Origin of the sequence: Streptomyces aquilus, assembly GCF_003955715.1 — a bacterium.
GTDB classification, from domain to species: Bacteria; Actinomycetota; Actinomycetes; order Streptomycetales; family Streptomycetaceae; genus Streptomyces; species Streptomyces aquilus.
Window position 1 is genome coordinate 3,776,358 of record NZ_CP034463.1, and the last position, 22,793, is coordinate 3,799,150.

The following is a 22,793-nucleotide window of genomic DNA, read 5'->3' on the forward strand; positions in this document are numbered from 1 at the left end:
GAAAGCCACCCTGCGGCCACCAAGGAGAAATTCCCTGGCTCGTCCCGCAATGCCCTGGTAGGCATGGTCCATGGCTTCTGACTTGGCGATCGACGTGCGGGTGCTGCGGCAGGACGAATGGGACGAGTGGTACGACAACCTGATCCGGGCCTTCGGCGGAGTCCCGGAGGCAGCCGAGGAACGGGAGCTGTGGAACGCGCTCACCGAACTCGACCGTTCCATCGGCGCCTGGGACGGGGACGAGTGCGTCGGTACGGCGGGTGCGTTCAGCTTCCGGCTGACCGTGCCGGGCGGCGCCTCGGTGCCGGCCGCGGGCGTGACCATGGTCAGTGTGGCCGCGACCCATCGTCGGCGCGGGGTGCTGCGGTCGATGATGCGGCGTCAGCTGGACGACGTACGGGAATGGGGCTGGCCGCTGGCCGTCCTGACCGCGAGCGAGCCGGCGATCTACGGCCGGTTCGGGTACGCGCCGGCGACGTTCCACGTCAACGCCGAGATCGACACCACCCGGGTACGGCTGTCCGTGCCGCCCGGTACCGATGACGTACGCGTGCGGTACGCGAAGCCGGCCGACGTGCTCGACGCCTGTGAGGCGGTGTACGCGCGGCTGGTGCCGCAGCGGCCGGGCATGGTGGCGCGGCTTCCCGGGTGGGAGCGGCTCGGGCTGCTCGATCCCGAGAGCGACCGGGAGGGGGCCTCGCCGCTGCAGAGCGTGGTCGCGGAGCGGGACGGCGAGGTCGTCGGGTACGCGCGCTTCCATGTGAAGCCGGAGTGGGACGCCGCCGGGCCCAAGGGGACCGTGGTGCTGCGGGACGTACAGGCGCTGGATCCGGCCGCGCACGCGGCGCTGTGGCGGTTCCTGTTCGGGATCGATCTGACGTCGAAGGTGCATGCGCGGGGGCGGCCGGTCGACGAGGTCTGGCAGCAGCTGGTCTCCGACCTCCGGCGCTGCGAGCCGCGGCTGCGGGACTCGCTGCATGTCCGGCTGGTGGACGTGGGGGCCGCCCTGGAGGCGCGGACCTATCAGGCGCCGGTGGACGTGGTGTTCGACGTCGAGGACGACTTCTGCCCCTGGAACACGGGGCGTTGGCGGCTCAGCGGGGACGCGAAGGGCGCGACCTGCGAGCGGACCGAGGACGCGGCCGATCTGGCGCTGTCCGTACGGGAGTTGGGGGCCGCGTATCTCGGCGGGGTGAGCCTGGCCGCGCTGGGGGCCGCGGGGCGGGTGCGGGAGCTGCGGCAGGGGGCGCTGACGGAGGCGGCGGTCGGGTTCGGGTCGCCGGTGGCGCCCTGGCTGCCGCACGGGTTCTGACGCACCCGCTAACGGGTCTGACAGCCCGGACACCAGAAGAGGTTGCGGGCGGCGAGGTCGGCGGTGCGGATCTCGCCGCCACAGATGTGGCAGGGCAGGGTCGCCCGGCGGTAGACGTACACCTCGCCGCCGTGGTCGTCGACGCGGGGCGGGCGGCCCATCGCCTCCGGGGTGTGCTCGGGGCGGACGGTGTCGATGCGGTTGTGGCGCACGCCCTCGCGCATGAGGTCGACGAGATCCCGCCAGATCGCGTCCCACTCGCGCGCGGTGACATCCTTCCCCGCCCGGTAGGGGTCGATGCCGTGCCGGAAGAGGACCTCGGCGCGGTAGACGTTGCCGACGCCGGCGATGACCTTCTGGTCCATCAGGAGCGCGGCGATCGTCGTACGGCTGCGGGAGATGCGCCGGTACGCCGTCTGCGGGTCGGCGTCCTCGCGGAGCGGGTCGGGGCCCAGGCGACCGTGTATCGCGTCCTTCTCGGCGTCCGTGATGAGGGCGCAGGTCGTCGGGCCGCGCAGGTCGACGTACGACGTGGCGTTCGCGAGCCTCAGCCGGACGGTGTCGGTGGGCGGCGGCGCGGGGGCGTCGCCGAAGGCCACCTTGCCGAAGAGGCCGAGGTGGATGTGGACCCAGTCGGTGTCCCGGCCGGTGCCCCGGAAGCCCAGGAAGAGGTGCTTGCCGTGGGCTTCGGTACGGGTGAGTCCGGCGCCGTCCAGGAGGGCGGCGGCGTCGGAGAACTTGCCCTGGGGGCTGGTGACGCGGGGCGCCGTGCCGCAGAAGCGGTCGGCGTAGTCGGCCGCCAACCGGTGGATCGTGTGCCCCTCTGGCACGGTGCCTGTTCCTTCCAGCCCCCTGGGGCGTGCGTCAGTCCTGCTGCGGGTGGTGCGCCGGGATCGGCGGGAGGTCGCCGGTCGTCTCGTAGTCGGCCAGCATGTCGATGCGGCGGATGTGGCGCTCGTCACCGGAGAACGGCGTGGCGAGGAAGGTCTCGACGAACTTCGTCGCCTCGTCCTGGGTGTGCATCCGGGCGCCCACCGCGACGACGTTGGCGTTGTTGTGCTGGCGGCCGAGCGACGCCGTCTCCTCGCTCCAGGCGAGAGCGGCGCGGACGCCCTTGACCTTGTTCGCGGCGATCTGCTCGCCGTTGCCCGAGCCGCCGATCACGATGCCGAGGGCGTCGGGGTCGGCCGCCGTGCGCTCCGCGGCGCGGAGGCAGAACGGCGGGTAGTCGTCCTGGGCGTCGTAGATGTGGGGGCCGCAGTCGACGGCCTCGTGGCCGGCGGCCTTGAGCCACTCGACGAGGTGGTTCTTGAGTTCGAAGCCCGCATGGTCGGAGCCGAGATACACGCGCATGGGATGAGTGTGACATGGCTGTTTCGGGGCAGCCGCTCTGGGTGTCCGGGAGGAAAATTACCGCCCTAATCAAGACCCAACCATGGAAGCTCAAGAAAACCTCAAGTAACAATCCGGATTCATAGGTTCACGAATTCCTTTGCCTCCGATTCACTGGACCGATCCGTACGCAACCCGTACGGGGACCGCTCACCCGGCGCAAAGGAATTCCCCCCATGACTGGTCTCCAGGCCGGACTCAAGAACCGACATCTGTCGATGATCGCCATCGGCGGTGTGATCGGGGCCGGACTGTTCGTCGGCTCCAGTTCCGGCATCGCCACCGCAGGACCCGGCATCCTCCTGTCGTACGCACTCGTCGGCACGCTCGTGGTGCTGGTGATGCGGATGCTCGGCGAGATGTCGGCCGCCAACCCGACCTCGGGTTCGTTCTCCGCCCACGCCGACCGGGCGCTCGGGCGCTGGGCCGGCTTCTCCATCGGCTGGCTCTACTGGTTCTTCTGGGTCGTGGTGCTCGCGGTGGAGGCCACCGCCGGTGCCAAGATCCTCGAAGGATGGATCCCCGCCGTCCCGCAGTGGGGATGGGCGCTGATCGTGATGGTGGTGCTGACCGCCACGAACCTGGTGTCCGTCGGCTCCTACGGCGAGTTCGAGTTCTGGTTCGCCGGGATCAAGGTCGTCGCCATCGGGGCGTTCATCGTCATCGGCGGGCTCGCGGTCTTCGGTGTGCTGCCGGGCGTCGACGCCGACAAGGCCGGCCTGTCCAACCTCACCGACCACGGCGGCTTCCTGCCCAACGGGCCCGGCGCCATCCTCACCGGTGTCCTGCTCGTCGTCTTCTCCTTCATGGGCAGCGAGATCGCCACGCTGGCCGCCGGCGAGTCCGAGAACCCGCAGCGGGCCGTCACCAAGTCGACCAACAGCATCATCTGGCGGATCGGCGTCTTCTACCTCGGCTCGATCTTCGTCGTCGTGACGCTGCTGCCGTGGGACGACCCGTCCATCAAGGAGTCCGGCTCCTACGTCGCCGCCCTCGACTCCCTCGGGATCGCGCACGCCGGTCAGATCATGAACTTCATCGTGCTGACGTCGGTGCTGTCCTGTCTCAACTCCGGGCTCTACACGGCCTCGCGGATGGCCTTCTCGCTCGGTGAGCGGGGGGACGCGCCGAAGTCGTTCGCGCGGACGACCTCGCGCGGTGTGCCGATGACGGCCATCCTCGCGTCCGTGATCTTCGGCTTCGTGGCCGTGTTCTTCAACTACCTCTCGCCGGACACGATCTTCCTCTTCCTCGTCAACTCCTCCGGCGCGGTCGCGCTGTTCGTGTGGCTGGTCATCTGCTTCTCGCAGCTGCGGATGCGGAAGATCATCCAGGCCGAGGCGCCGGAGAAGCTGGTCGTGAAGATGTGGCTGTACCCGTATCTGACCTGGGCGACGGCCGGGCTGATCGTCTTCGTGCTCGGTTACATGCTGACCGACACGGAGGGGGCGAGCAGTGGGCGTACGACCGTGCTGCTGTCGTTGCTCGTCGCCGCGTTCGTGCTGGGGGTCGCCGTGCTCAAGGAGCGGGTGCGGGGCGGGCGTTCCTCGGACGTCGCCGGCGGAACGGATGTGCAGGACAAGATCAAGGTCGGTTGACGCGTCGTCCTGGATCCTTCACGGTGCTGTGGCTTCTTCGGCTGCTACAGCACCGTGAAGCTGTTTTTGGCCTTCTCGTACGTCTTGAGTGCCTGCGTCTCCGTCTGCGGCTGGTACCACGTGTTCACCTGGTACGACTTGCCGTCCGCGTTGAAGCCGAGCAGGCGGGCGTGCCAGGGGACGCCCTTGAGCGTGAACGTGTATTCCCAGACCACCGCCGGGTGGCCCTGGAACTCCGTGTCCTCCAAGCGGATCTTTCGGTAGTCCTGGCCCTGGTGGGCGTTCTGCTCCGAGGTCTTCCAGGTGTCCATCAGGTCGCCTCGGGCGAGGGCGGACAGCGCGGCGAGTTCCTGGGTGCCGTCGGGGGAGGTGTAGTGCACCTCCGCACCTGTCTTCACATCTCTGCGCCACCCCTGGGGGGTTGCCCAGGCGAAGCCGCCGGCTTCTCGGTGGGCGCCGGGTGGGAGGGACCGGGGGCGTGAGGTGCCTTCGACTGTGGGGGACGGGGAGGCGGAGGCGGGGGCTGTCGAGGTGGGTGTCGGGGTGGGGGTGCCTTGTGCCTCGTCTTTCGTGCCGGGTGAGTTGGCGTTCAGCAGGATCACGGTGGTGATCACCGCGGCGGCTGTGGTGAGGGCTGCGACGGTGAGGAGGCGGGTGCGGGTTCGTGGGTGGGGGCGGTGTGGGGGTGCTGGGAGGGGGCGTCGTTCGGTGACGGCCTCTGAGCGGATGAGGGAGATGCCGCCGTGAGCCTCTGAGGAGGCGTTGTGGGTGGGGGCGGGAGCCGGGCCTTCGGCCCGGATCGATTTCCCACCCGCACCACCCGTGCGACTTTCGTGGTCGGGTGCGGGTGGCCCCTGTGGGGGTTGGACGCCGGTGGCGGGTGCGGGGTTGTGGGTGGGGGCGAAGGGCGCCGGTCGGGGTTGGGCGTCGGCTGCGGGTGCGGGGTCGTAGGGGGGAGCGAAGGGTCCCTGGCGGGGTGGGGCGTCGGCGGCATGCGCAGGGGCCGGTGGGCCCTCGCCGGGGTCGGGGCCCGCGGCGGGTGCGGGATCGTGGATGGGAGCGAACGGCGCCTGGCCGGACTGGGCGTCTGCGGCATCCGTGGGGGGCGGTGGGCCCTTGTGGGGCTCGGTGCCGGGGGTGGGTGGTGGAGTGGCGTCTGTGTGTGGTGGCTTGTGGGTGTCGGGGTGGGGTGGTTTCCGGTCGGGTGTGGGGGTGGGCGGCAGGTGGGCCGGGAGTTGTGAGGCGTTCAGGTAAGGGGGCGTGGGGAGTTCTGGCCTCGGCCAGGGGAAGACCGGGGTGGGTGTGTCCTGGACGGGGGTTGGGGTTGAGGGGGGTTCGTCGGCCTCCCTTCCCACCCGTACCGTCGGTGTCGGTGGTGGGAATGCCGTCGGGGTGAGTGCCTCTTCCGCCTCGTCCAGGCCTGGGCGCAGGTCCGGATCCTTGTCCAGGAGTGCGGCCAGGATGGGGCGCAACGGTCCTGCCCCGGCGGGGAGTTCGGGCTCCTCGTACAACACCGCGTGGAGGGTTGCGAGGGTGGTGTCCCGGGAGAAGGGGGACCGGCCGCCCAGGGCCGCGCACAGCGTCGCGCCCAGTGACCAGATGTCGGACGGTGGGCCCTGCGGGCGGCCCGCGATGCGTTCGGGGGCCATGTAGTCGGGGGAACCGACCAGCATGCCGACCATGGTGAGCGCCTTGGCGTCCTGGATGGCCGCGATGCCGAAGTCCGTGAGGACCACGCGGTGGCCGGCGCCCTCCACCAGCACGTTGCCCGGCTTGATGTCCCGGTGCAGGACGCCGCGTGCGTGCACCTGCCGCAGCGCCGTCACCAGTCCGATGCCGATCCGGGCCGCCTCCCGGGGGCCGAGCGGGCCGTCCTCCGCCATCATCCGTTCCAGGGAGCGGCCCGCCACCAACTCCATGACGATCCACAGGCGTTCGCCCTCGTCCACGACGTCGTAGATCCGCACGACGTTGGGATGGTCGATGCGTGCCGTCGCGCGGGCCTCGCGCAGGGTGCGTTCACGGCGGGTGCGGGTGTCCTCCGCGTCGAGACCGTCGATGCGCATTTCCTTGACCGCGACCTGCCGGTCGAGCATTTCGTCGGCGGCCCGCCACACCCGCCCCATTCCCCCCTGACCGATACTCTCGACCAGGCGATATCGGCTCGCCACGAGGATCCCCGGCGCCCCGCCGCTCCGGGTGTTTCCCGTGTTCCCCGTGTTCCCCGCGCTTCCCGCGTTTCCCATATTCCCCGGCAATCCGTCGCACCCCCTCCACCGTGCACCGGTCAACGCCTACTTCAACACAATGGTCACACTTCGCGCCGTACCAGCATAGTGCGGAGAAATCTTGTGGTAGCTCTTCAAGTACTGCGAATTCAGGCGCAGCCAAGGGGGACGAACATGAGTTCTCGTCGCATGACGACCATCGCGGGATCGCTGGTCACGGCATCTTTCTCGGCCGTGCTGATCCTTTCCGGCACCGCCGGCGCGGATGACCAGGGGCCCGGAAGCAGCAAGGGGGGAAAGGTTGTCGACGAGGCGCCGGACGGCGTGAAGCTGACCACGCTGCTGCCCGAACAGATCTCGGTCGACAACAAGTCCGAGAAGACGGACATCACCGCCACGGTGAAGAACGAAGGGACCAAGGACAGCGGAAAGATCCAGCTTTTGGTCGTCGGTTTCGACGGCCTCACGGTCAATAGCGTTCAAGGCTGCTCCTCGATTGCCGAAAGCGATCTGCCGGAGGGCTCGAACAGCGGTTTCGTCTGCCCGATCGACAATCTCGCGGCCGGTAAGTCGAAGTCGTACGCCGTCGACGCGTCGTTCGATCTCGACAAGACCGGGAAGATCTGTCTGCCGGTGCAGACCGGCGACGGGAAGAAGACGTACTGGCAGCAGGGCCCGGTTCCGTTCGGTACGACGAATCCGTCGCCGAACGCCCCGGCCACCCCGCTGCTCCTCGGTACCGACAACAAGCCGGTGGGGCCCGGCGGTGACCAGCTGCCGAAGACCGGTGTCGCGCGCGATCTGCTCCCGGCGGGGGCGGCCGGCGCGGCTCTGATGGCGGCCGGTGTGGCCGGGCTGTGGTGGTCGACGCGGCGGCCGCGGCAGGAGATCTGACCGGACGGACACCGACAGACACTGACGGACACATGGCGGCATAACCTGACGGCGGGTGTCAGGTTATGCCGCCGTCCGTCACGCGGCCGCATAACCTGACGGCGGGTGTCAGGTTATGCCGCCGTCCGTCACGCGGCCGACCGGAAGCTGTCCGTCGCCGGGAATCTCCCACGCGTTGAGCAGTGGGGGTGGGTCGGCACCGGGCGTCGGTGCCGTCTCCTCCACGCTGGGCGGTGGACTCGGCATCCCGGCGCGGGAGTTCGGGTACGCAGCCGATCATGTGCGGTGGCTCGATGTGGTGACCGGCGACGGGCGCGTGCACCATGCCACCCCCGGCTCCGACTTGTACCGGGCGCTCCTCGGCGGCGGCCACCGCCTGGGTGTGGTCACCGAGTCGGAGATCGGGCTCGTCCCGGTGCGGACGCTGTACGGCGGCTCGCTCGCGGTCGACGGGCGGCGGGTCGATCCGGCGGCCGTGCTGCGGGCGTACGAGGCCTGGACGCGGACCGTGCCGGACGGGCTGACCTCGTCCTTCGCCGCCGTACCGTACCCGGATCCGCCGGCGTCGCCGCCGCATCTGCGTGGGCGGTACGTCGTCTCCGTGCGCCTACTACGGGGACAGCGCGGTGCTGAGTGAGCTGGACGCGGCGGACGCGGGCGGGGAGTTCCTGCGGCTCACAGGGCCAGAGGTCGGTTCCATGGTCGTCGTACAGGTCAATCATCCCGGTGGGGCGCTCGCGCGGCCCGCCGGGAACTCGGTGCCGTGGCGGGACGGGCGGTTCCTGGTGCGGCTGTTGACCATGGGGGAACGGGCGAAGGCGCGGGCCCTGCTCGATCCGGCGTTCGAGGTGCTCGCGCCGCGCACCCTCGGACGGGCCGTCAACTTCGCCTTCGGGGCCGGGGATCGGGGCGAGGGGCTGTACGACCCTCGGACGCGGAAGAGGCTCGCCGGGGTGAAGTCGACGTACGACCCGGCGAACCTCTTCGGTGACGGCTGGGGCGTCAGCGCTTGATGAGCTTCCACGCGCTCGGCAGCAGGCCCATCGCCAGGGCCGCCTTGAGGGCGTCGCCGAGCAGGAACGGGGTGAGGCCGGCCGCGACGGCGGCGGAGGCGGACATGCCGGTGGCGACGGCGAGGTAGGGGACGCCGACGGCGTAGATGATCGCCTCGCCGAGCAGCATCGCGCCGGCCGTGCGCAGCACGGAGCGGTCGGCGCCGCGGCGGGCCAGGGCGCCGACGACGGTGGAGGCGAGGATCATGCCGAGGATGTAGCCGAAGGAGGGGGCGGCCGAGCCGGAGGTGGCGCCCGCGAACCACGGCATGCCCGCGACGCCGGCGATGGCGTACAGCGCGAGGGAGAGGAAGCCGCGGCCCGCGCCGAGCGTGGTGCCGACGAGCAGGGCGGCGAAGGTCTGGCCGGTCACCGGCACCGGGGAGCCGGGCACGGGCACGGAGATCTGGGCGGCGAGGCCGGTGAGCGCGGCGCCGCCGACGACGAGCGCGATGTCGCGGACGCGGGAGGCCGGGAGCAGGTCGGCGAGGACCTGGCCGGGGCGGACGGGGGCGACGGCGGTGCTCATGGGGACTCCGCGAGGTGGGTGACAGGGACCGGACATCGCGACGCTATCCCGGGCGGCTCGCGTCGATCACCGTCAGCGCTCGACAAAGGCTGGAGTCGCGGGTTGGTGGTCTCCATACAAAGGGTGTCCGTTACACCCGGTACGGCGTGATGCCGGTCACTGAGGCCGGGACGTTTCACTCACGTGTCGAATGTGAACGGCGTCTGTAGGGTCCCACCAAAGGGGTGGGGGCGCTCTGGCCGGATCCGGTCGGTGCCGCCTACCCTTCGAGCCATGGTTGCCCAGGCCCTCTTCCTCACGTCGCGTCGCCATGTCGACCTGCGGCGCGTGGGCGCGGCCGCCTGTCGCCGTCCCGGGTGAGGCCCCGATCCGGTCTCGCCCCTCGCGTACGGCGCAGTGTCGGACCGGCCCCCCGAGGTGATCACCATGCCCACCCTTACGTCTCCCCTGGCCCGCGCCGCCGACAGTGACCGGCGGCGGACCAGCGCGAGTGTCGTCCTGCGGTCCGTGCTGGAGCACGGACCGGTGGCGCGCTCCACCATCGCCCGGCTGACCGGGCTGTCCCCGGCGTCCGTGACGGACTACTGTGCCCGGTTCACCCGGCTCGGGCTGATCGAGGAGGCCGCCGTGCCCCGGCGGACCAGCGGTGTGGGGCGCCCCCATGTGCCGGTCGACCTGGACTCCTCGCGTTTCGTCGTGGGCGGAGTCCATGTGGCGGTGCCCCATACGACGGTCGCGCTGCTGGATCTGCGGGGGCGGGTGGTGGCCTCGCGGGAGCTCAAGCACGCGGACGGCACCGATCCGGCGCCGGTCCTTGCACGGGCCGCCGAGGGGCTGGGCGCGCTGCTGGCGGCGCACCCCGGGTGCCGGCCGCTCGGCGTGGGCTTCGCGGCCGGGGGCTGGGTGGACCGGGAGACCGGCACGGTCGTCGAGCATCCACTGCTCGGCTGGCGTGACGTACCGGTGCGGGAGCTGCTCGGCGCGCACACCGGGCTGCCGGTCCATGTGGACGGGCACGCGCGGGCGTTGGTGAACGCGGAGCGCCTGTTCGGGCGGGCGCGCGGCAGCCGGAGCGTGCTGCAACTGTTCGTCGGCAATGTGGTGGACGCGGCGTTCGCCACCCATGACGAGGTGCATCACGGGCCGCGTTCGCAGGCGGGCGTCATCGCCCATCTGCCGGTGCCGGGTGGAGCGGAGCCGTGCGAGTGCGGGCGGACCGGCTGCCTCCAGGTGGAGTTGAGCGAGCGGACGTTGTGCCGGAAGGCGCGGGCCGCCGGGGTGATCGCCGGGGTGAACCCGATGCATCTCGTGCGGGCGGCGGCGGACGGCGATGCGGTGGCGGTACGGCTGTTGGTGGAGCGGTCGCGGATGACGGGGCGGGCGGCGGGACTGCTGCTCGACGTCCTCAATCCGGACGTGGTCGTCGTCACCGAGGTCGGCGCGGTCCATCGGGAGGACTGCCTCGCGGCGCTGCGCGAGGAGGTCGGGGCCGGTCGGTCGGGGTCGGTGATCCCGACGAGTTTCCCGGACGCGGTGCTCGCGGTGGCGGGTGGAGCGGTGGCGCTCGACGTGCTCTACCGGGACCCGCTGACCGTGTCACCTGAGCGGATTTAATTCAGAAACTCCGAATGTTGACAGGGGTTCCGCGAGGCCGCGAGCATCGTGTTCATGAGCCCTCACCTGCACTGTCGCGCCTTCTGTTGCTGACACGCTGCCCCGTGTGACGCGCTCGTTTCTGCCGCGTGAATTTCCTTCCCCGCGCCTTTTCATGCACCAATTCAGGGAGTCCTCCCATGCCCATTTCCCGTACGTCCGGAATGGACCGACGACTGTTCCTCACCTCGCTCGTGGGCGCCGCGGCCGGCGTCGCCGGGCTGAGCGGCTGCGCCGAGTCCAGTGCCGCCACGAGCGACGAGGGCGCCTCGACCGCGCCGCTCGCCGACAAGGTCCCACCAGGCACCGCCCTGCGGATCTCCTCGTATCAAGGCACCCAGCAACTCCAGTTCAAGCTGGCCGAGTTGGGCGAGCTCCCGTTCAAGGTCTCCAGCTGGGTGAATGTCGCCGCCGGTCCCGATGTCATCAACGCCTTCCGCGCCAAGTCCCTGGACCTCGCCAACAACGCGGGAATTCCGCCGATCCAGGCGCATTACCAGGGCTTCGACGCGAAGATCGTCGCGATCAACATCACCCGCAGGCCCAACTACGTCTTCGCCACCAAGCCCGGCAGCGACATCCGCTCGGTGCGGGACTTCAAGGGGAAGAAGCTGGCGTTCTCGCAGGGCCAGGCCCAAGGGGTCGTGCTGCTGCGGGCGTTGAAGAAGGCCGGGCTGGCCTACGACGAGGTGAAGCTGGTCCCGCTGACCAGCAACCAGTTCCTCACCGCGCTCCAGTCGGGCCAGGTGGACATCGCCCCGCTGCCCAACACCCAGTCGCCCGCGTACATCGCGCAGTACCAGGCGAAGGGCGCCCGGCTCATCACCACCGACGTCGTCGACCTCCTCAACCTGCTGTGGGCGCCGACCTCCGTGCTGAACGACGAGGCGAAGGCCGCCGCGGTCGCCGCGTACATCCCGTACTGGGCGAAGGGCACCGTGTGGGCGTACGAGAACCCGGACGTCTGGAACGAGGAGTTCTACGTCAAGACGCAGAACCTGACCGCCGCCCAGGCCAAGTCGATCTCGGACCTCGCCAACAAGCCTTTGTTCCCGCCGAGTTGGGGAGAGGCGATCCGGTGGGAGCAGGAGACCGCCGATCTGCTGGCGGAGGGCGGCTTCGTGAAGAAGTTCGACGTGGCCTCGCTCTTCGACCACCGCTTCGAGGGCATCGCCGCGCGGTCCGTGTCCGAGGAGTACCGGAAGTGAGCGCCGTGACGACGACGGCCCCCGCCGTCACCGAGGCCCCGCCGGCGGTACGCCGCAGGCGCCGCAGCCTCTCCCCCGGTCGCCGGCTGCCCGCCGCCCGGCTCATCGGCCCGGTGCTGCTGCTCGCCCTGTGGGCCGCCGCCTCCGCCGCCGGCCGGCTGGACCCGGGGGCGATCCCGGCGCCCTGGAACGTGCTGGAGACGGGCGCCCGGCTGTGGACCGAGGGCACCCTTGCGGACGACATCCTGACCTCGCTCCAGCGGGCCGCCTCCGGCTTCGCGATCGGCCTGGTCGCCGGGGTCGCGCTGGCGCTGGCGGCGGGGCTGAGCCGGGTCGGGGAGGCGCTGATCGACGGGACGGTGAACCTCAACCGGGCGATCCCCACCCTCGGTCTGATCCCGCTGTTCATCCTCTGGCTGGGCATCGGCGAGACCTTCAAGATCGCCATCATCGCGATCGTCGTCTACATCCCGATCTACCTCAACACCCATGCCGCGCTGGCCGGCATCGACAGCCGGTTCGTCGAACTCGCCGAGGTACAGGGGCTGAACCGGTTCCAGTTCATCCGGCAGATCGTCATCCCCGGCGCGCTGCCCGGATTCTTCGTGGGACTCCGGCTCGGTGTCACCGGTTCCTGGCTCGGCCTGGTCGTGCTGGAGCAGATCAACGCCACCAGCGGGCTCGGCTACCTGATGTTCCAGGCCCAGAACTACGGCCAGTCGGACGTCATCCTCGTCGGCCTGGTCGTCTACGGCGTCTTCGGTCTCGTCTCCGACAGCGCGGTCCGCCTCATCGAAAGGAAGGTGCTGTCATGGCGACGCTCACTGAGCAGCTGACCCGGCCCGCCGTCCGACTCCGGGGCCTGACCCGGTCGTTCGACCAGCGTACGGTCCTCGACGGCATCGACCTGGACATCCCCGCCGGACAGTTCGTCGCCCTGCTCGGGCACAGCGGTTCCGGCAAGAGCACCCTGCTGCGGGCGATCGCGGGCCTGGACCACGAGGTCGTCGGAAGCGGGCAGCTCACCGCCCCCGAGCGGATATCGGTGGTCTTCCAGGACTCGCGGCTGCTGCCCTGGCGCCGGGTCCTGGACAACGTCCTGCTGGGCACGGACGGCACCGAAAAGGGGCGTGCCGCGCTCGACGAGGTGGGGCTCAAGGGGCGGGAGCGGGCCTGGCCGAACGAGCTGTCCGGCGGGGAGGCGCAGCGGGCGGCGCTGGCCCGGTCGCTGGTCCGGGAGCCCGAACTGCTGCTCGCCGACGAGCCGTTCGGGGCGCTGGACGCCCTGACCCGGATCAAGATGCACGCCCTGCTGCGGGAGCTGTGGGAGCGGCACCGGCCGTCGGTGCTGCTGGTCACGCACGACGTGGACGAGGCGATCGTGCTGGCCGACCGGGTGCTGGTGCTGGAGGAGGGGCGGATCGGCCTCGACCTGGCCATCGAGCCCCCGCATCCGCGGTCGTACCGCGATCCGCTGCTGGGCGAGTACCGGGAGCGGCTGCTGAAGGCGCTCGGAGTGACGGAGGACCACGCATGACCATCGGCCCCCGTGCGACGGAGGAGAACCACGCATGACCACCAAACAGCTGCATCTCAACGCGTTCCTGATGAACACCGGCCACCACGAGGCGTCCTGGCGGCTCCCGGAGAGCGATCCGTACGCGCATGTCGAGCTGGACCACTACGTCCGGCTGGCCCGGAGCGCCGAGCGCGGCACCTTCGACTCGCTCTTCCTCGCCGACGGCCCGCAGCTGTGGGGCACGGTCTCGCAGCGGCCCGCGGGCGCCCTGGAGCCGCTGACGCTGCTCACCGCGCTGGCCACGGCCACCGAGCACATCGGCCTGATCGCCACCGCGTCCACGTCCTACAACTCGCCCTACAACCTGGCCCGCAAGTTCGCCTCGCTGGACATCATCAGCGGCGGCCGGGCGGGCTGGAACATCGTCACGACCGCAGGGGCCGAGGCGGCCCGCAACTTCGGCCTCGCCGCGGAACCCGCGCACGCCGAACGGTACGCGCGTGCCGCCGAGTTCCTGGACGTGGCGCTGAAGCTCTGGGACAGCTGGGAGGACGACGCGATCGTCGCCGACAAGGCGTCCGGCGTCTGGGGCGACGACACGAAGATCCACCCGCCCCGGCACCAGGGGACGTACTTCAGTGTCGAGGGCGCCCTCAACGTGCCGCGCTCACCGCAGGGTTACCCGCTGCTGGTGCAGGCGGGCTCCAGCGAGGACGGCAAGGCGTTCGCGGCCCGGTACGCGGAGGCGGTGTTCACCGCCCAGCAGACGCTCAAGGACGCGCAGGACTTCTACGCCGACCTCAAGTCCCGTGTCGTACGGGCGGGCCGGGACCCCGAGCACCTCAAGGTGCTGCCCGGCATCGTCCCGGTCCTCGCCTCGACGGAGGCCGAGGCGCGGGCGGCGGAGCAGGAGCTGGAGGACCACATCGTGCACGAGCACGGGGTGGCCAACCTGGAGCGGCTGTTCCAACTGCCCGCCGGAACCCTGGAGCTGGATGCCGAGCTCCCCGCCGACCTGCCCTCCGAGGACGCCATCGAGGGCGCCAAGAGCCGGTACACGCTGGTCGTCGGGCTCGCCCGGCGTGAGCGGCTCACCGTACGGCAGCTGATCGGGCGGCTCGGCGGCGGGCGCGGGCATCTCACCTTCGCCGGGACGCCCGAGCAGGTCGCCGACGCGATCGAGCGCTGGTTCACGCTCGGCGCCGCCGACGGCTTCAACATCATGCCGGCCGTGCTGCCCTCCGGCCTCGATCTCTTCGTCGACCACGTCGTCCCGATCCTGCGCGCCCGCGGCCTGCTCCGCGAGGAGTACGGTCCGCGCCGCACCCTGCGGGAGCGCTACGGCCTCCCCCGCCCCGCCAACCAGTACACCGCCACGCTCGTCTGAGAGGACCCGATCATGACGCTCGACATCCGCAAGGTCACCGCCCACATCGGCGCCCAGGTGTCCGGGGTGGACATCGCGGGGCCGCTGGACGGCGAGACCGTCGCCGCCCTCCGCGAGGCCCTCAACGTCCACAAGGCGCTCGTCTTCGACGACGTGCACCTCGACGACGAGGGCCAGCAGGCCTTCGCCCGCCACTTCGGCGACCTCACCACCGCCCACCCCACGGTGCCCGCCGTCGACGGCGCGGCGAACGTGCTGCCCGTCGACAGCGAGCAGGGCAGCGCCAGCCACTGGCACACGGACGTCACCTTCGTCCTCAACCCGCCGCAGGCCAGCACCCTGCGCAGCCTCACGCTCCCGCCGTACGGCGGCGAGACCCTGATCACCAACTCCGCTGCGGCGTACCGGAGTCTGCCGGACCCGCTGCGGCAGCTGGCGGACACCCTGTGGGCCGAGCACACCAACGACTACGACTACGCGGTACCGGCGGAGGACATCGACGAGAAGAAGGCCGCCCAGCGTGCCCAGTTCACGTCGATCAAGTACCGCACCGCCCACCCGGTGGTCCGCGTCCACCCGCTGACCGGTGAACGCGGGCTGTTCATCGGCGGGTTCGCGCAGCGCATCGTGGGCCTGTCGGTGACGGAGTCGCGCACGCTCCTTGACCTGCTCCAGTCGTACGTGGTCAGGCCGGAGCACATCCTGCGCCACCGCTGGTCGCCGAACCAGCTCGTCCTGTTCGACAACCGCATCACCCAGCACTACGCCGTCGACAACTACGACCGCCAGGCCCGCCGGCTGCACCGGGTGACCGTCGCCGGTGACATCCCGGTCGGCATCGAGGGCAAGGAGAGCTACTCCGTGGAGGGCGACGCCTCGCACTACACGAGCGTGGCGGCCTAGTCACAGCCGGTACGGGCGGCGTCCGCATACTGGGCGGTCTCTCCTTCTGAGCGGAGAGGCCGCCCAGACTGTGGGCGTTTTGCCGTCTCACGTACTGGACGAATCGCGCTCATGCCCAGCACCACCCCCGTCGAGGCCCCGCCCGAGCCCGGCACCGCACTCTCCCACGGCCTCAAGCAGCGCCACCTGTCGATGATCGCCCTCGGCGGTGTCATCGGCGCCGGTCTGTTCGTGGGCTCCGGCGCGGGCATCGCCGCCGCCGGTCCGTCGATCGTCCTCGCCTACACGCTCTCCGGGCTCCTCGTGATGCTGGTGATGCGGATGCTGGGCGAGATGTCGGCCGCTTATCCGTCGTCGGGCTCCTTCTCCGCGCACGCCGAGCGCGCGATCGGCCCCTGGGCGGGCTTCACCGCCGGCTGGTCCTTCTGGGTGCTGCTCTGCACGGCCGTGGGCCTGGAGGGCATCGGCGCGGCGAAGATCGTGACCGGGTGGCTGCCGGGGACGCCGGAGTGGGCGTGGGTGGCGCTGTTCATGGTCGTCTTCTGCGCCACGAACCTCGCCGCCGTGCGGAACTTCGGCGAGTTCGAGTTCTGGTTCGCGGCGCTGAAGGTCGGGGCGATCAGCCTGTTCCTGGTGCTCGGGGTGCTGGCGATCGCGGGCGTGCTGCCGGGCACGGACTCTCCGGGGACCTCGCACCTGACGGAGTTCCTGCCGAACGGCGGCGAGGGGCTGATCATCGGCGTCCTCGCCTCCGTGTTCGCGTACGGCGGCCTGGAGACGGTCACCATCGCGGCGGCGGAGTCGGAGAACCCGGTGAAGGGCGTGGCGAGCGCGGTCCGCACGGCCATGTGGCGCATCGCGCTGTTCTACATCGGCTCGATGGCGGTCATCGTGACGCTGGTCCCGTGGGACTCGCGGGCGGTCACCGAGAAGGGCCCGTACGTCGCCGCCCTCGACTCCCTCGGCATCCCGGGCGCCGGACAGCTCATGAACGTGGTCGTCCTGGTCGCCCTGCTGTCCGCGATGAACGCCAACATCTACGGCTCCTCGCGCATCGCCTACTCCCTGGTGGAGCGCGGGCAGGGCCCGAAGGCGCTGGGCCGGGTGTCGGGCGGGGTGCCGCGGGTCGCCGTACTGGTGTCCTCGGTGTTCGGGTTCGGGTGCGTGGTGCTGAGCTACTGGCGCCCGGACGACGTCTTCTCCTGGCTGCTCAACATGATCGGCGCGGTCATCCTGGTCGTCTGGATCCTCATCGCCGTCTCGCAACTGCGGCTGCGCCGGCAGCTGGAGCGGGAGGCGCCTCAGAAGCTGACCGTGCGGATGTGGGCGTTCCCGGCGCTGACGTGGGTGGCGCTGGCCGGGATGGCCGGGATCTTCGTCCTGATGGCGCGGGAGGCGGACACCCGGGTGCAGCTGTACTCGACCGGCGTCATGACGGTGGTACTGGCGGCCGTGGGCTATGCGTGGCAGCGCGGGCGGGCCGTGAACTGACCTCGCGCAACCCCCCGAAAGCCCCCGTGTGATCCGCACGGGGGCTTTCTGCTGTTAGCTTGTTATTGCAAGCTACTTGCAACAAGCTCTTGAGGGGACCCGTCATGCCCGTCTACACGCTGCCTGAACTGCCGTACGACTACTCCGCGCTCGCCCCCGTGATCAGCCCCGAGATCATCGAGCTGCACCACGACAAGCACCACGCGGCGTACGTGAAGGGCGCCAACGACACGCTGGAGCAGCTCGCGGAGGCACGGGACAAGGAGCAGTGGGCGGCCCTGAACGGGCTGGAGAAGAACCTGGCCTTCCATCTGTCCGGGCACATCCTGCACTCGATCTACTGGCAGAACATGACCGGCCCGAAGGACGGCGGCGGTGAGCCGCTCGCCGCCGACGGGGTCGGGGACCTCGCCGACGCGATCGCCGAGTCCTTCGGGTCGTACGCCGGTTTCAAGACGCAGCTCACCAAGGCCGCCGCGACCACACAGGGTTCCGGCTGGGGTGTGCTCGCGTACGAGCCGGTGAGCGGGCGGCTGGTCGTCGAGCAGGTCTACGACCACCAGGGCAACGTCGGCCAGGGCGCGGTGCCGATCCTCGTGTTCGACGCCTGGGAGCACGCCTTCTACCTCCAGTACAGGAACCAGAAGGTCGACTTCATCGACGCCATGTGGGCCGTCGTCAACTGGCAGGACGTGGCCCGGCGTTACGAGGCGGCCAGGTCCCGCGCGGATGTGCTGCTGCTCGCGCCCTGACGGGTGTATGAATACGTCCTGCTCGTGATCGTCTTCTCACCCTTCACGTGGCAGGCGGCAGGACGGAAGGCCCCCGCGAGGACGTGACTCGCGGGGGCCTTCCGGTGTGCGGGGCGCCTACGGCTTGCGGCCCACACCGCCGTGCTGGCCGATCGGCTCCGGCGTGCTGCCGGCGTCCGGGCGCCACAGGGGGACGGAGACGACGCCCGGCTCCACCAGGTCCAGGCCGTCGAAGAACGCGGTGATCTGCTCGACCGGGCGCAGGAAGTAGGGGACGGCACCGGTCTCGTTGTAGGCGTCCTGGGCCTGTTCGTAGTCCGGGTCGGTGCCGCGGGAGCCGTCGTTGACGCACAGGAAGCTGCCGGAGGGCAGGCCCGCGAGGAGGCGGGTGACGAGGTCCCGGGCCAGGTCGTAGTCGGCGACATGGCCGAGGATGCCGCTGAGGATCAGGGCGGTGGGCCGGGAGAGGTCGAGGGTCTTGCCCGCCTGCTCCAGGATGCGCTCGGGCTCGTACAGGCTCAGGTCCTCGTACGCCGTCACGCCCTCCGGGGTGGAGGTGAGCAGGGCGCGGGCGTGGGTCAGGACGAGCGGGTCGTTGTCGACGTAGACGATCCTCGCCTCGGGGGCGATCCGCTGGGCGACCTCATGGGTGTTGTCGACGGTCGGCAGGCCGGTGCCGACGTCCAGGAACTGGCGTACGCCCGCCTCCTGCACCAGATACCGGATGCTGCGGCCGAGGAAGGCACGGCTGCTGCGGGCGATGGTGACGATGCCGGGGAAGACGGCGGTGTAGGCGTCGCCGGCCTCCTCGTCCACCGGGTAGTTGTCCTTGCCGCCGAGCCAGTAGTTCCAGATCCGGGCCGAATGGGGTACCGAGGTGTCGATCTCCGTCATGTGCCCATGGTGCTACGGAAGACGCAGGTCGCACGGCACATTGAGGGAGAGAAGTGCGGCGGATCCCGTGGCGGTCACCCGGAGTTCGGTGATCGCCGCGTTCCGCAACCGCGGGAGGACCCGGCGGTACTCGCCCAGCGGGATGGACAGCAGCCGGCACAGGGCCAGCCGGAGCAGGGTGTTGTGGGCCACGACGAGGACGCGCTCGCCGGAATGGGCCCGCGCGATGCGGCGCAGGGCGGCGACGCCGCGCTCCGCCGCCTCCTTCGGGTCCTCGGCGCCGGGGAACGGGTGCGCCACGGGGTCGCTCCGGAACGCCTCCGCCGCCTGGGGGTCCTGCGCCGCGAACTCGGCGAGCGTACGGCCCTCCAGAACCCCGAAGTCGCATTCACGCAGGTCGGGTTCGGGGTGGGAGGTGAGGCCGAGGGCGCGGCAGGCGGGGGCGGCGGTGGCGATGGCCCGGGACACCGTGGACGTCCATATCGCGTCCACGGGGTGGGCGGCGGCCCAGCGTCCGAGCGCCTCGGCCTGGGCGCGGCCCTCGTCGGTGAGCGCGATGTCGCTGACGCCGGCGTAGCGGTTCTCGGCGTGCCAGACGGTCTGGCCGTGGCGGGCGAGGAGGAGGGTCGTACTGCTCATGAGTCCGCAGTATCCCGGCCGAGACGGGCGTGCGCATGCGCCGCGACCGGGGGCGGCAGCCAGCCCCGGACCGCGAGTTCGTCGACCAGGCGGGCGTACGGCTCGGTGAAGCGGGTCGTGCGGTCCGGGCGGGGGGTGACGACCGTGCGGACGCGGACCATGCGGTCGGCGATGTCGGGGAGTGTCTCTCCGGTCACCCCGTGCGCCGCCAACGCGGCCATGCCCAGGGCCGGTTCGGTCTGTTCCGGCACCCGTGCCTCGCGGCCGAGGACATCGGCGCGGAGCTGGTTCCAGTACGGGCTGCGGGCCGCGCCGCCGGTGAAGGTGAGGGGGCCGTCGAGGGGGGCGCCGAGGTGGTGGAGGTAGTCCAGGCAGAGCCGTTCGGTGAAGGCGATGCCCTGGAGGAGCGCGGCCCACAGATCGGCCTCGCCCGCGGGTTCGCCGAGGAGCAGGGAGGTCGCGCCGGGCGCCAGGAAGGGGAAGCGTTCGCCCGGGGAGACCAGGGGGTAGGCGATCGCCCCGGCCGGTTCGTGGCGCGCCGCCCGTGCGTCCATCGCCGCCGGGTCCGCCCCCGCGAACGCCGCCGTCAGCACGCCCGCGCCCACGCCCGAGGCGCCGCCGGGCAGCCAACTCCCGTCGGGGGCCCGGTGGTTGTAGACCACGCCGGTCGGGTCGTGGACCGGCGTCGGGGAGGCGCCCTTGAGGACCAGGGTGGTGCCGAGCACCGAGTTCCAGGAGCCCGCGCGCAGGGCACCGGCCGCGATCTGGGCCGCGCAGCCGTCCGTCATGCCGGCGATGACCGGAGTGCCGACCGGGACACCGGTGGCCTCGGCGGCACTCGCGCAGACCTCGCCGAGGCGGGTGCCGGGGCGTACGACGTCGGGCAGCTCCGGCACACCCGGAAGGTGCGGCCAGGCGTCGCCCGTCACGTCGTACCCCGTCTTCAGGGCGTGACTGGAGTCGGTGGGGACGGGGCCGCCCGTGAGGCGGGCGGTGATCACGTCGGGCTGGTGGGTGATCCGGCCCGGGCCGTGCACGCGGCGCAGCCACAGGGCCTTCGGCAGCCCCCAGGTGTTCTGCACCGCGAGGCCCGCCCCGCGCAGCCGCTCCGCCTCCGCCCACGCCCGCCCGTCGTCGTACATCAGCGCCGGGGTCACCGGCCGCCCGCCGCCGTCCGTCAACAGCACGGTCCCGGACGTCCCGCACACCGCGAGCCCGCCGACCCTGCCGGGGCGCTCGCCCAGCGCCACCCGGGACGCCACGCACACCGCCGTCCACCACTCCCCCGGGTCCTGCTCGTGCCGTACGCCGTCACGCCGCCCGCGCAGCGGGGCCGAGCCGCTGCCCAGGACCGTGCCGTCGGCCGTGACGAGCAGGGCGCGGACGCTCTGCGTCCCGAGGTCGATCCCGAGCCACGTCTCCTGCTCCATCCCGGCCTCCCGCACATCCAGAACCGTGAACTTCTCACTCTGCCCCGATATGTGGGTGGGCGCGAGGGGTTGACGGCCGTCTTCCGCCGTTACACCCTCTGTTATCGAGTCGTCTCGATGTGTTGTCCGAGCACGCTGTTCGAGGCCGACCGGCCGCAGTGTCCAGGGCGAAGGATCACCGCATGAGCTCCACGGGCAACGCACCCCAGGGCCCCGCGGCCCGCCAGGCCGCCATGGCCGAAAGGGTCCTCGCCGACGGTTCGGCGACCGCGGCCGAGCTCGCCGAGCACTTCGGGGTCAGCCTGATGACCATCCACCGCGACCTGGACGAGCTCGAACGGCAGGGAATGGTGCGGAAGTTCAGGGGCGGGGTGACGGCCCAGCCGTCCGGGGTCTTCGAGTCGAACGTGCAGTACCGGCTGAAGACCATGCGCGCGGAGAAGGCGGCGGTCGCCGAGCACGCGCTGGGGCTGATCGAGCCGGGCATGGCGATCATGCTGGACGACTCCACCTCCGCCCTGGAGATAGCCCGCCGCCTCCGCCTCGGCGAGGTCACCCCGCTCACGGTCGTCACCAACTTCCTGGAGGCCGTCAACCTCCTCGCCGACCAGCGCGGCATCCACCTCATGGCCCTCGGCGGCGACTACGACCCCCTGCACTCCTCCTTCCTCGGCGTCTCCTGCGTCGAGGCGATCCAGTCGCTGCGGGTGGACGTCTGCTTCGCGTCCACGTCGGCCGTGCACGGGGGGTACGCCTACCACCAGGAGCAGCACATCGTGTCGGTGAAGCGGGCGATGCTCGACTCGGCCGCCCGCAACGTCCTGCTGATCGACCACACCAAACTCGCCCGGACCGCCCTGCACCGCGTCGCCCCCCTCTCCCGCTTCGACCTGCTGCTGGTCGACGACGGGGCACCGGCGGACGCGCTGCGCGACCTGGACGAACACAAGGTCCGTTACGAGGTCTGTGCGACGAGGGGCGGCGACGACCCGCGATGAGCGACCCCTTACAGGTACTGACAGCCGGCGACCACTTCGTGCGGCCGGGGCTGATCGCCCGGGCCCTCGGGAGTTGACGCTCGGCCGGCCCCTGGAGCCGTTCGGCCCGGTGGCCGAGGTACAGGAGGCGTGCGGTACGGAGGACGAGGTGATCGCGGCCCTGGAGGGCGCGGAGGTCCTGGTCCCCCAGATGGCGCCGGTCACCGAACGCGTCCTGGACTCCGCCGCCGAGCGGCTGCGGCTGGTCGTGGTCTGCCGCATCCCCCAGTCCCACGACCTGCTGGCCCGGCAGGGCAGTTGGAAGGGCGCGGCGTACTACACGTACGAACACAGCGGCCTGGAACTGGAGGACCTCCCCATCGGCCTGGTCGGCTACGGCGCGGTCGGCAGCCGGGTGGCCCGCGTGCTGTGCGCGTTCGGCGCGCGGGTGACGGTCCACGACCCCCATGTCCGCGGCGAGATCCACGGCCTGCGCGTGACGTCCCTGGACGAACTCCTGTCCCGCTCAAGGGCGATCACCCTGCACGCCCGCCTCACCCCGGAAACCCGCGGCCTGCTGGGCGCCCGCGAGCTGGCCCTCCTCCCACCCGGCGCGGTGGTCGTCAACGCGGCCCGCGGCCCCCTCCTCGACGAGGGCGCACTGTGCGACGCCCTGGAAAGCGGCCAGGTGTCGGCGGCGGCCCTGGACACCTACGCACAGGAACCGCTCCCGCCCGGCTCCCGCCTGCTCGGCCTGGCCGACCGGGTCGTGCTCACCCCGCACCTGGGCGGGGCGAGCCGCGCGGTGGCCGAAAAGGGTGCGGCTGCCGCGGCGGCGGAGGTAGGCCGCTGGGTCAGGGGGGAACCATTGGCCCACTCACTCAGCTGACGCCCACAGTCCCAAGGGCGTTGCCGGAGCCACCGACCGGCTGAGA

Annotated in this window: 20 protein-coding genes and 2 pseudogenes; 15 read left to right on the plus strand and 7 right to left on the minus strand. The window is 71.0% G+C overall.

The window, feature by feature from the left end; all coding sequences use genetic code 11:
• Window positions 1-70 precede the first annotated feature (70 nt).
• Window positions 71-1,312: a GNAT family N-acetyltransferase gene (locus EJC51_RS17315; protein ID WP_208870717.1), complete on the plus strand. Its 1,242-nt coding sequence runs from the start codon at window positions 71-73 to the stop codon at window positions 1,310-1,312.
• 8 nt (window positions 1,313-1,320) lie between these two features.
• On the opposite strand, the gene EJC51_RS17320 is transcribed toward EJC51_RS17315, so the two are convergent.
• On the minus strand, window positions 1,321-2,142 hold the full coding sequence (locus tag EJC51_RS17320; RefSeq protein ID WP_126271905.1) for an Fpg/Nei family DNA glycosylase: 822 nt from the start codon (window positions 2,140-2,142) through the stop codon (window positions 1,321-1,323).
• A 34-nt stretch (window positions 2,143-2,176) separates the two neighbouring features.
• A complete protein-coding gene (locus EJC51_RS17325; RefSeq protein WP_097264110.1) occupies window positions 2,177-2,665 on the minus strand; it encodes a ribose-5-phosphate isomerase in 489 nt (162 codons plus the stop codon).
• Window positions 2,666-2,880: 215 nt separating this feature from the next.
• Between EJC51_RS17325 and EJC51_RS17330 the strand changes: the two genes are divergently transcribed.
• Window positions 2,881-4,302 (plus strand): amino acid permease, encoded by a 1,422-nt coding sequence (locus tag EJC51_RS17330; protein WP_207924743.1) that lies wholly within the window; start codon window positions 2,881-2,883, stop codon window positions 4,300-4,302.
• A 44-nt stretch (window positions 4,303-4,346) separates the two neighbouring features.
• Here the strand turns inward: EJC51_RS17330 and EJC51_RS17335 are convergent, their stop codons facing one another.
• On the minus strand, window positions 4,347-6,428 hold the full coding sequence (locus EJC51_RS17335; protein ID WP_244362680.1) for a serine/threonine-protein kinase: 2,082 nt from the start codon (window positions 6,426-6,428) through the stop codon (window positions 4,347-4,349).
• Between the two features lie 276 nt (window positions 6,429-6,704).
• Here EJC51_RS17335 and EJC51_RS17340 point away from each other — a divergent pair, with 276 nt between their 5' ends.
• The gene (locus EJC51_RS17340; protein ID WP_126276997.1) at window positions 6,705-7,424 is read left to right on the plus strand and encodes a hypothetical protein; all 720 of its coding nucleotides are present in this window, start codon (window positions 6,705-6,707) and stop codon (window positions 7,422-7,424) included.
• A gap of 169 nt (window positions 7,425-7,593) precedes the next feature.
• A pseudogene (locus tag EJC51_RS17345) lies at window positions 7,594-8,437 on the plus strand (FAD-binding oxidoreductase); the annotation flags it as partial.
• On the opposite strand, the gene EJC51_RS17350 reads toward EJC51_RS17345, so the two are convergent.
• Window positions 8,427-9,005: a biotin transporter BioY gene (locus tag EJC51_RS17350; protein ID WP_126271908.1), complete on the minus strand. Its 579-nt coding sequence runs from the start codon at window positions 9,003-9,005 to the stop codon at window positions 8,427-8,429. The pseudogene EJC51_RS17345 and the gene EJC51_RS17350 overlap by 11 nt on opposite strands.
• Window positions 9,006-9,278: 273 nt before the next feature.
• Here EJC51_RS17350 and EJC51_RS49575 point away from each other — a divergent pair, with 273 nt between their 5' ends.
• The 9 genes from EJC51_RS49575 (at window position 9,279) to EJC51_RS17390 (ending at window position 17,918) form a co-directional block, all read left to right on the plus strand.
• Window positions 9,279-9,365 (plus strand): putative leader peptide, encoded by an 87-nt coding sequence (locus tag EJC51_RS49575; RefSeq protein ID WP_373559756.1) that lies wholly within the window; start codon window positions 9,279-9,281, stop codon window positions 9,363-9,365.
• A gap of 66 nt (window positions 9,366-9,431) precedes the next feature.
• A complete protein-coding gene (locus tag EJC51_RS17355) occupies window positions 9,432-10,619 on the plus strand; it encodes an ROK family protein (protein ID WP_126271909.1) in 1,188 nt (395 codons plus the stop codon).
• 179 nt (window positions 10,620-10,798) lie between these two features.
• The gene (locus tag EJC51_RS17360) at window positions 10,799-11,866 is read left to right on the plus strand and encodes an ABC transporter substrate-binding protein (protein WP_126271910.1); all 1,068 of its coding nucleotides are present in this window, start codon (window positions 10,799-10,801) and stop codon (window positions 11,864-11,866) included.
• Window positions 11,863-12,702: an ABC transporter permease gene (locus EJC51_RS17365; RefSeq protein ID WP_126271911.1), complete on the plus strand. Its 840-nt coding sequence runs from the start codon at window positions 11,863-11,865 to the stop codon at window positions 12,700-12,702. Before EJC51_RS17360 ends, EJC51_RS17365 begins: the two co-directional genes overlap by 4 nt.
• The gene (locus EJC51_RS17370; RefSeq protein ID WP_126271912.1) at window positions 12,678-13,403 is read left to right on the plus strand and encodes an ABC transporter ATP-binding protein; all 726 of its coding nucleotides are present in this window, start codon (window positions 12,678-12,680) and stop codon (window positions 13,401-13,403) included. The genes EJC51_RS17365 and EJC51_RS17370 overlap by 25 nt, the downstream gene beginning before the upstream one ends.
• A gap of 34 nt (window positions 13,404-13,437) precedes the next feature.
• Entirely contained in the window at window positions 13,438-14,772 is a 1,335-nt protein-coding gene (locus EJC51_RS17375) for an LLM class flavin-dependent oxidoreductase (protein WP_126271913.1), read from the plus strand.
• Window positions 14,773-14,784: 12 nt separating this feature from the next.
• Window positions 14,785-15,675: a TauD/TfdA dioxygenase family protein gene (locus EJC51_RS17380; RefSeq protein ID WP_126271914.1), complete on the plus strand. Its 891-nt coding sequence runs from the start codon at window positions 14,785-14,787 to the stop codon at window positions 15,673-15,675.
• Between the two features lie 111 nt (window positions 15,676-15,786).
• Window positions 15,787-17,166 (plus strand): amino acid permease, encoded by a 1,380-nt coding sequence (locus EJC51_RS17385; protein WP_126271915.1) that lies wholly within the window; start codon window positions 15,787-15,789, stop codon window positions 17,164-17,166.
• 104 nt (window positions 17,167-17,270) lie between these two features.
• A complete protein-coding gene (locus EJC51_RS17390) occupies window positions 17,271-17,918 on the plus strand; it encodes a superoxide dismutase (RefSeq protein WP_126271916.1) in 648 nt (215 codons plus the stop codon).
• 117 nt (window positions 17,919-18,035) lie between these two features.
• On the opposite strand, the gene EJC51_RS17395 is transcribed toward EJC51_RS17390, so the two are convergent.
• The 3 genes from EJC51_RS17395 to EJC51_RS17405 are packed head-to-tail and all read right to left on the minus strand — an operon-like array spanning window position 18,036 to window position 20,881.
• A complete protein-coding gene (locus tag EJC51_RS17395) occupies window positions 18,036-18,812 on the minus strand; it encodes an SAM-dependent methyltransferase (protein WP_126271917.1) in 777 nt (258 codons plus the stop codon).
• 12 nt (window positions 18,813-18,824) lie between these two features.
• Complete coding sequence (locus EJC51_RS17400) at window positions 18,825-19,451, minus strand: histidine phosphatase family protein (protein ID WP_126271918.1); 627 nt, start codon at window positions 19,449-19,451, stop codon at window positions 18,825-18,827.
• Window positions 19,448-20,881, minus strand: a complete 1,434-nt coding sequence (locus EJC51_RS17405; protein WP_126271919.1) for an FGGY-family carbohydrate kinase — start codon at window positions 20,879-20,881, stop codon at window positions 19,448-19,450. Before EJC51_RS17405 ends, EJC51_RS17400 begins: the two co-directional genes overlap by 4 nt.
• 182 nt (window positions 20,882-21,063) lie before the next feature.
• Between EJC51_RS17405 and EJC51_RS17410 the strand changes: the two genes are divergently transcribed.
• Complete coding sequence (locus tag EJC51_RS17410; RefSeq protein WP_126271920.1) at window positions 21,064-21,879, plus strand: DeoR/GlpR family DNA-binding transcription regulator; 816 nt, start codon at window positions 21,064-21,066, stop codon at window positions 21,877-21,879.
• A pseudogene (locus EJC51_RS17415) lies at window positions 21,876-22,747 on the plus strand (NAD(P)-dependent oxidoreductase). The gene EJC51_RS17410 and the pseudogene EJC51_RS17415 overlap by 4 nt, the downstream one beginning before the upstream one ends.
• The last annotated feature ends 46 nt before the right edge of the window (window positions 22,748-22,793 follow it).

What these genes read in the sequence shown, in the direction of transcription:
- EJC51_RS17405 (WP_126271919.1), bottom strand. Translation starts at nt 20,881, where the DNA reads ATGGAGCAGGAGACGTGGCTCGGGATCGACCTCGGGACGCAGAGCGTC.
- EJC51_RS17385 (WP_126271915.1), top strand. Translation starts at nt 15,787, where the DNA reads ATGCCCAGCACCACCCCCGTCGAGGCCCCGCCCGAGCCCGGCACCGCA.
- EJC51_RS17325 (WP_097264110.1), bottom strand. Translation starts at nt 2,665, where the DNA reads ATGCGCGTGTATCTCGGCTCCGACCATGCGGGCTTCGAACTCAAGAAC.
- EJC51_RS17340 (WP_126276997.1), top strand. Translation starts at nt 6,705, where the DNA reads ATGAGTTCTCGTCGCATGACGACCATCGCGGGATCGCTGGTCACGGCA.
- EJC51_RS17350 (WP_126271908.1), bottom strand. Translation starts at nt 9,005, where the DNA reads ATGAGCACCGCCGTCGCCCCCGTCCGCCCCGGCCAGGTCCTCGCCGAC.
- EJC51_RS17400 (WP_126271918.1), bottom strand. Translation starts at nt 19,451, where the DNA reads ATGAGCAGTACGACCCTCCTCCTCGCCCGCCACGGCCAGACCGTCTGG.
- EJC51_RS49575 (WP_373559756.1), top strand. Translation starts at nt 9,279, where the DNA reads ATGGTTGCCCAGGCCCTCTTCCTCACGTCGCGTCGCCATGTCGACCTG.
- EJC51_RS17395 (WP_126271917.1), bottom strand. Translation starts at nt 18,812, where the DNA reads ATGACGGAGATCGACACCTCGGTACCCCATTCGGCCCGGATCTGGAAC.
- EJC51_RS17360 (WP_126271910.1), top strand. Translation starts at nt 10,799, where the DNA reads ATGCCCATTTCCCGTACGTCCGGAATGGACCGACGACTGTTCCTCACC.
- EJC51_RS17390 (WP_126271916.1), top strand. Translation starts at nt 17,271, where the DNA reads ATGCCCGTCTACACGCTGCCTGAACTGCCGTACGACTACTCCGCGCTC.
- EJC51_RS17375 (WP_126271913.1), top strand. Translation starts at nt 13,438, where the DNA reads ATGACCACCAAACAGCTGCATCTCAACGCGTTCCTGATGAACACCGGC.
- EJC51_RS17410 (WP_126271920.1), top strand. Translation starts at nt 21,064, where the DNA reads ATGAGCTCCACGGGCAACGCACCCCAGGGCCCCGCGGCCCGCCAGGCC.
- EJC51_RS17330 (WP_207924743.1), top strand. Translation starts at nt 2,881, where the DNA reads ATGACTGGTCTCCAGGCCGGACTCAAGAACCGACATCTGTCGATGATC.
- EJC51_RS17315 (WP_208870717.1), top strand. Translation starts at nt 71, where the DNA reads ATGGCTTCTGACTTGGCGATCGACGTGCGGGTGCTGCGGCAGGACGAA.
- EJC51_RS17335 (WP_244362680.1), bottom strand. Translation starts at nt 6,428, where the DNA reads ATGGGGCGGGTGTGGCGGGCCGCCGACGAAATGCTCGACCGGCAGGTC.
- EJC51_RS17380 (WP_126271914.1), top strand. Translation starts at nt 14,785, where the DNA reads ATGACGCTCGACATCCGCAAGGTCACCGCCCACATCGGCGCCCAGGTG.
- EJC51_RS17370 (WP_126271912.1), top strand. Translation starts at nt 12,678, where the DNA reads ATGGCGACGCTCACTGAGCAGCTGACCCGGCCCGCCGTCCGACTCCGG.
- EJC51_RS17355 (WP_126271909.1), top strand. Translation starts at nt 9,432, where the DNA reads ATGCCCACCCTTACGTCTCCCCTGGCCCGCGCCGCCGACAGTGACCGG.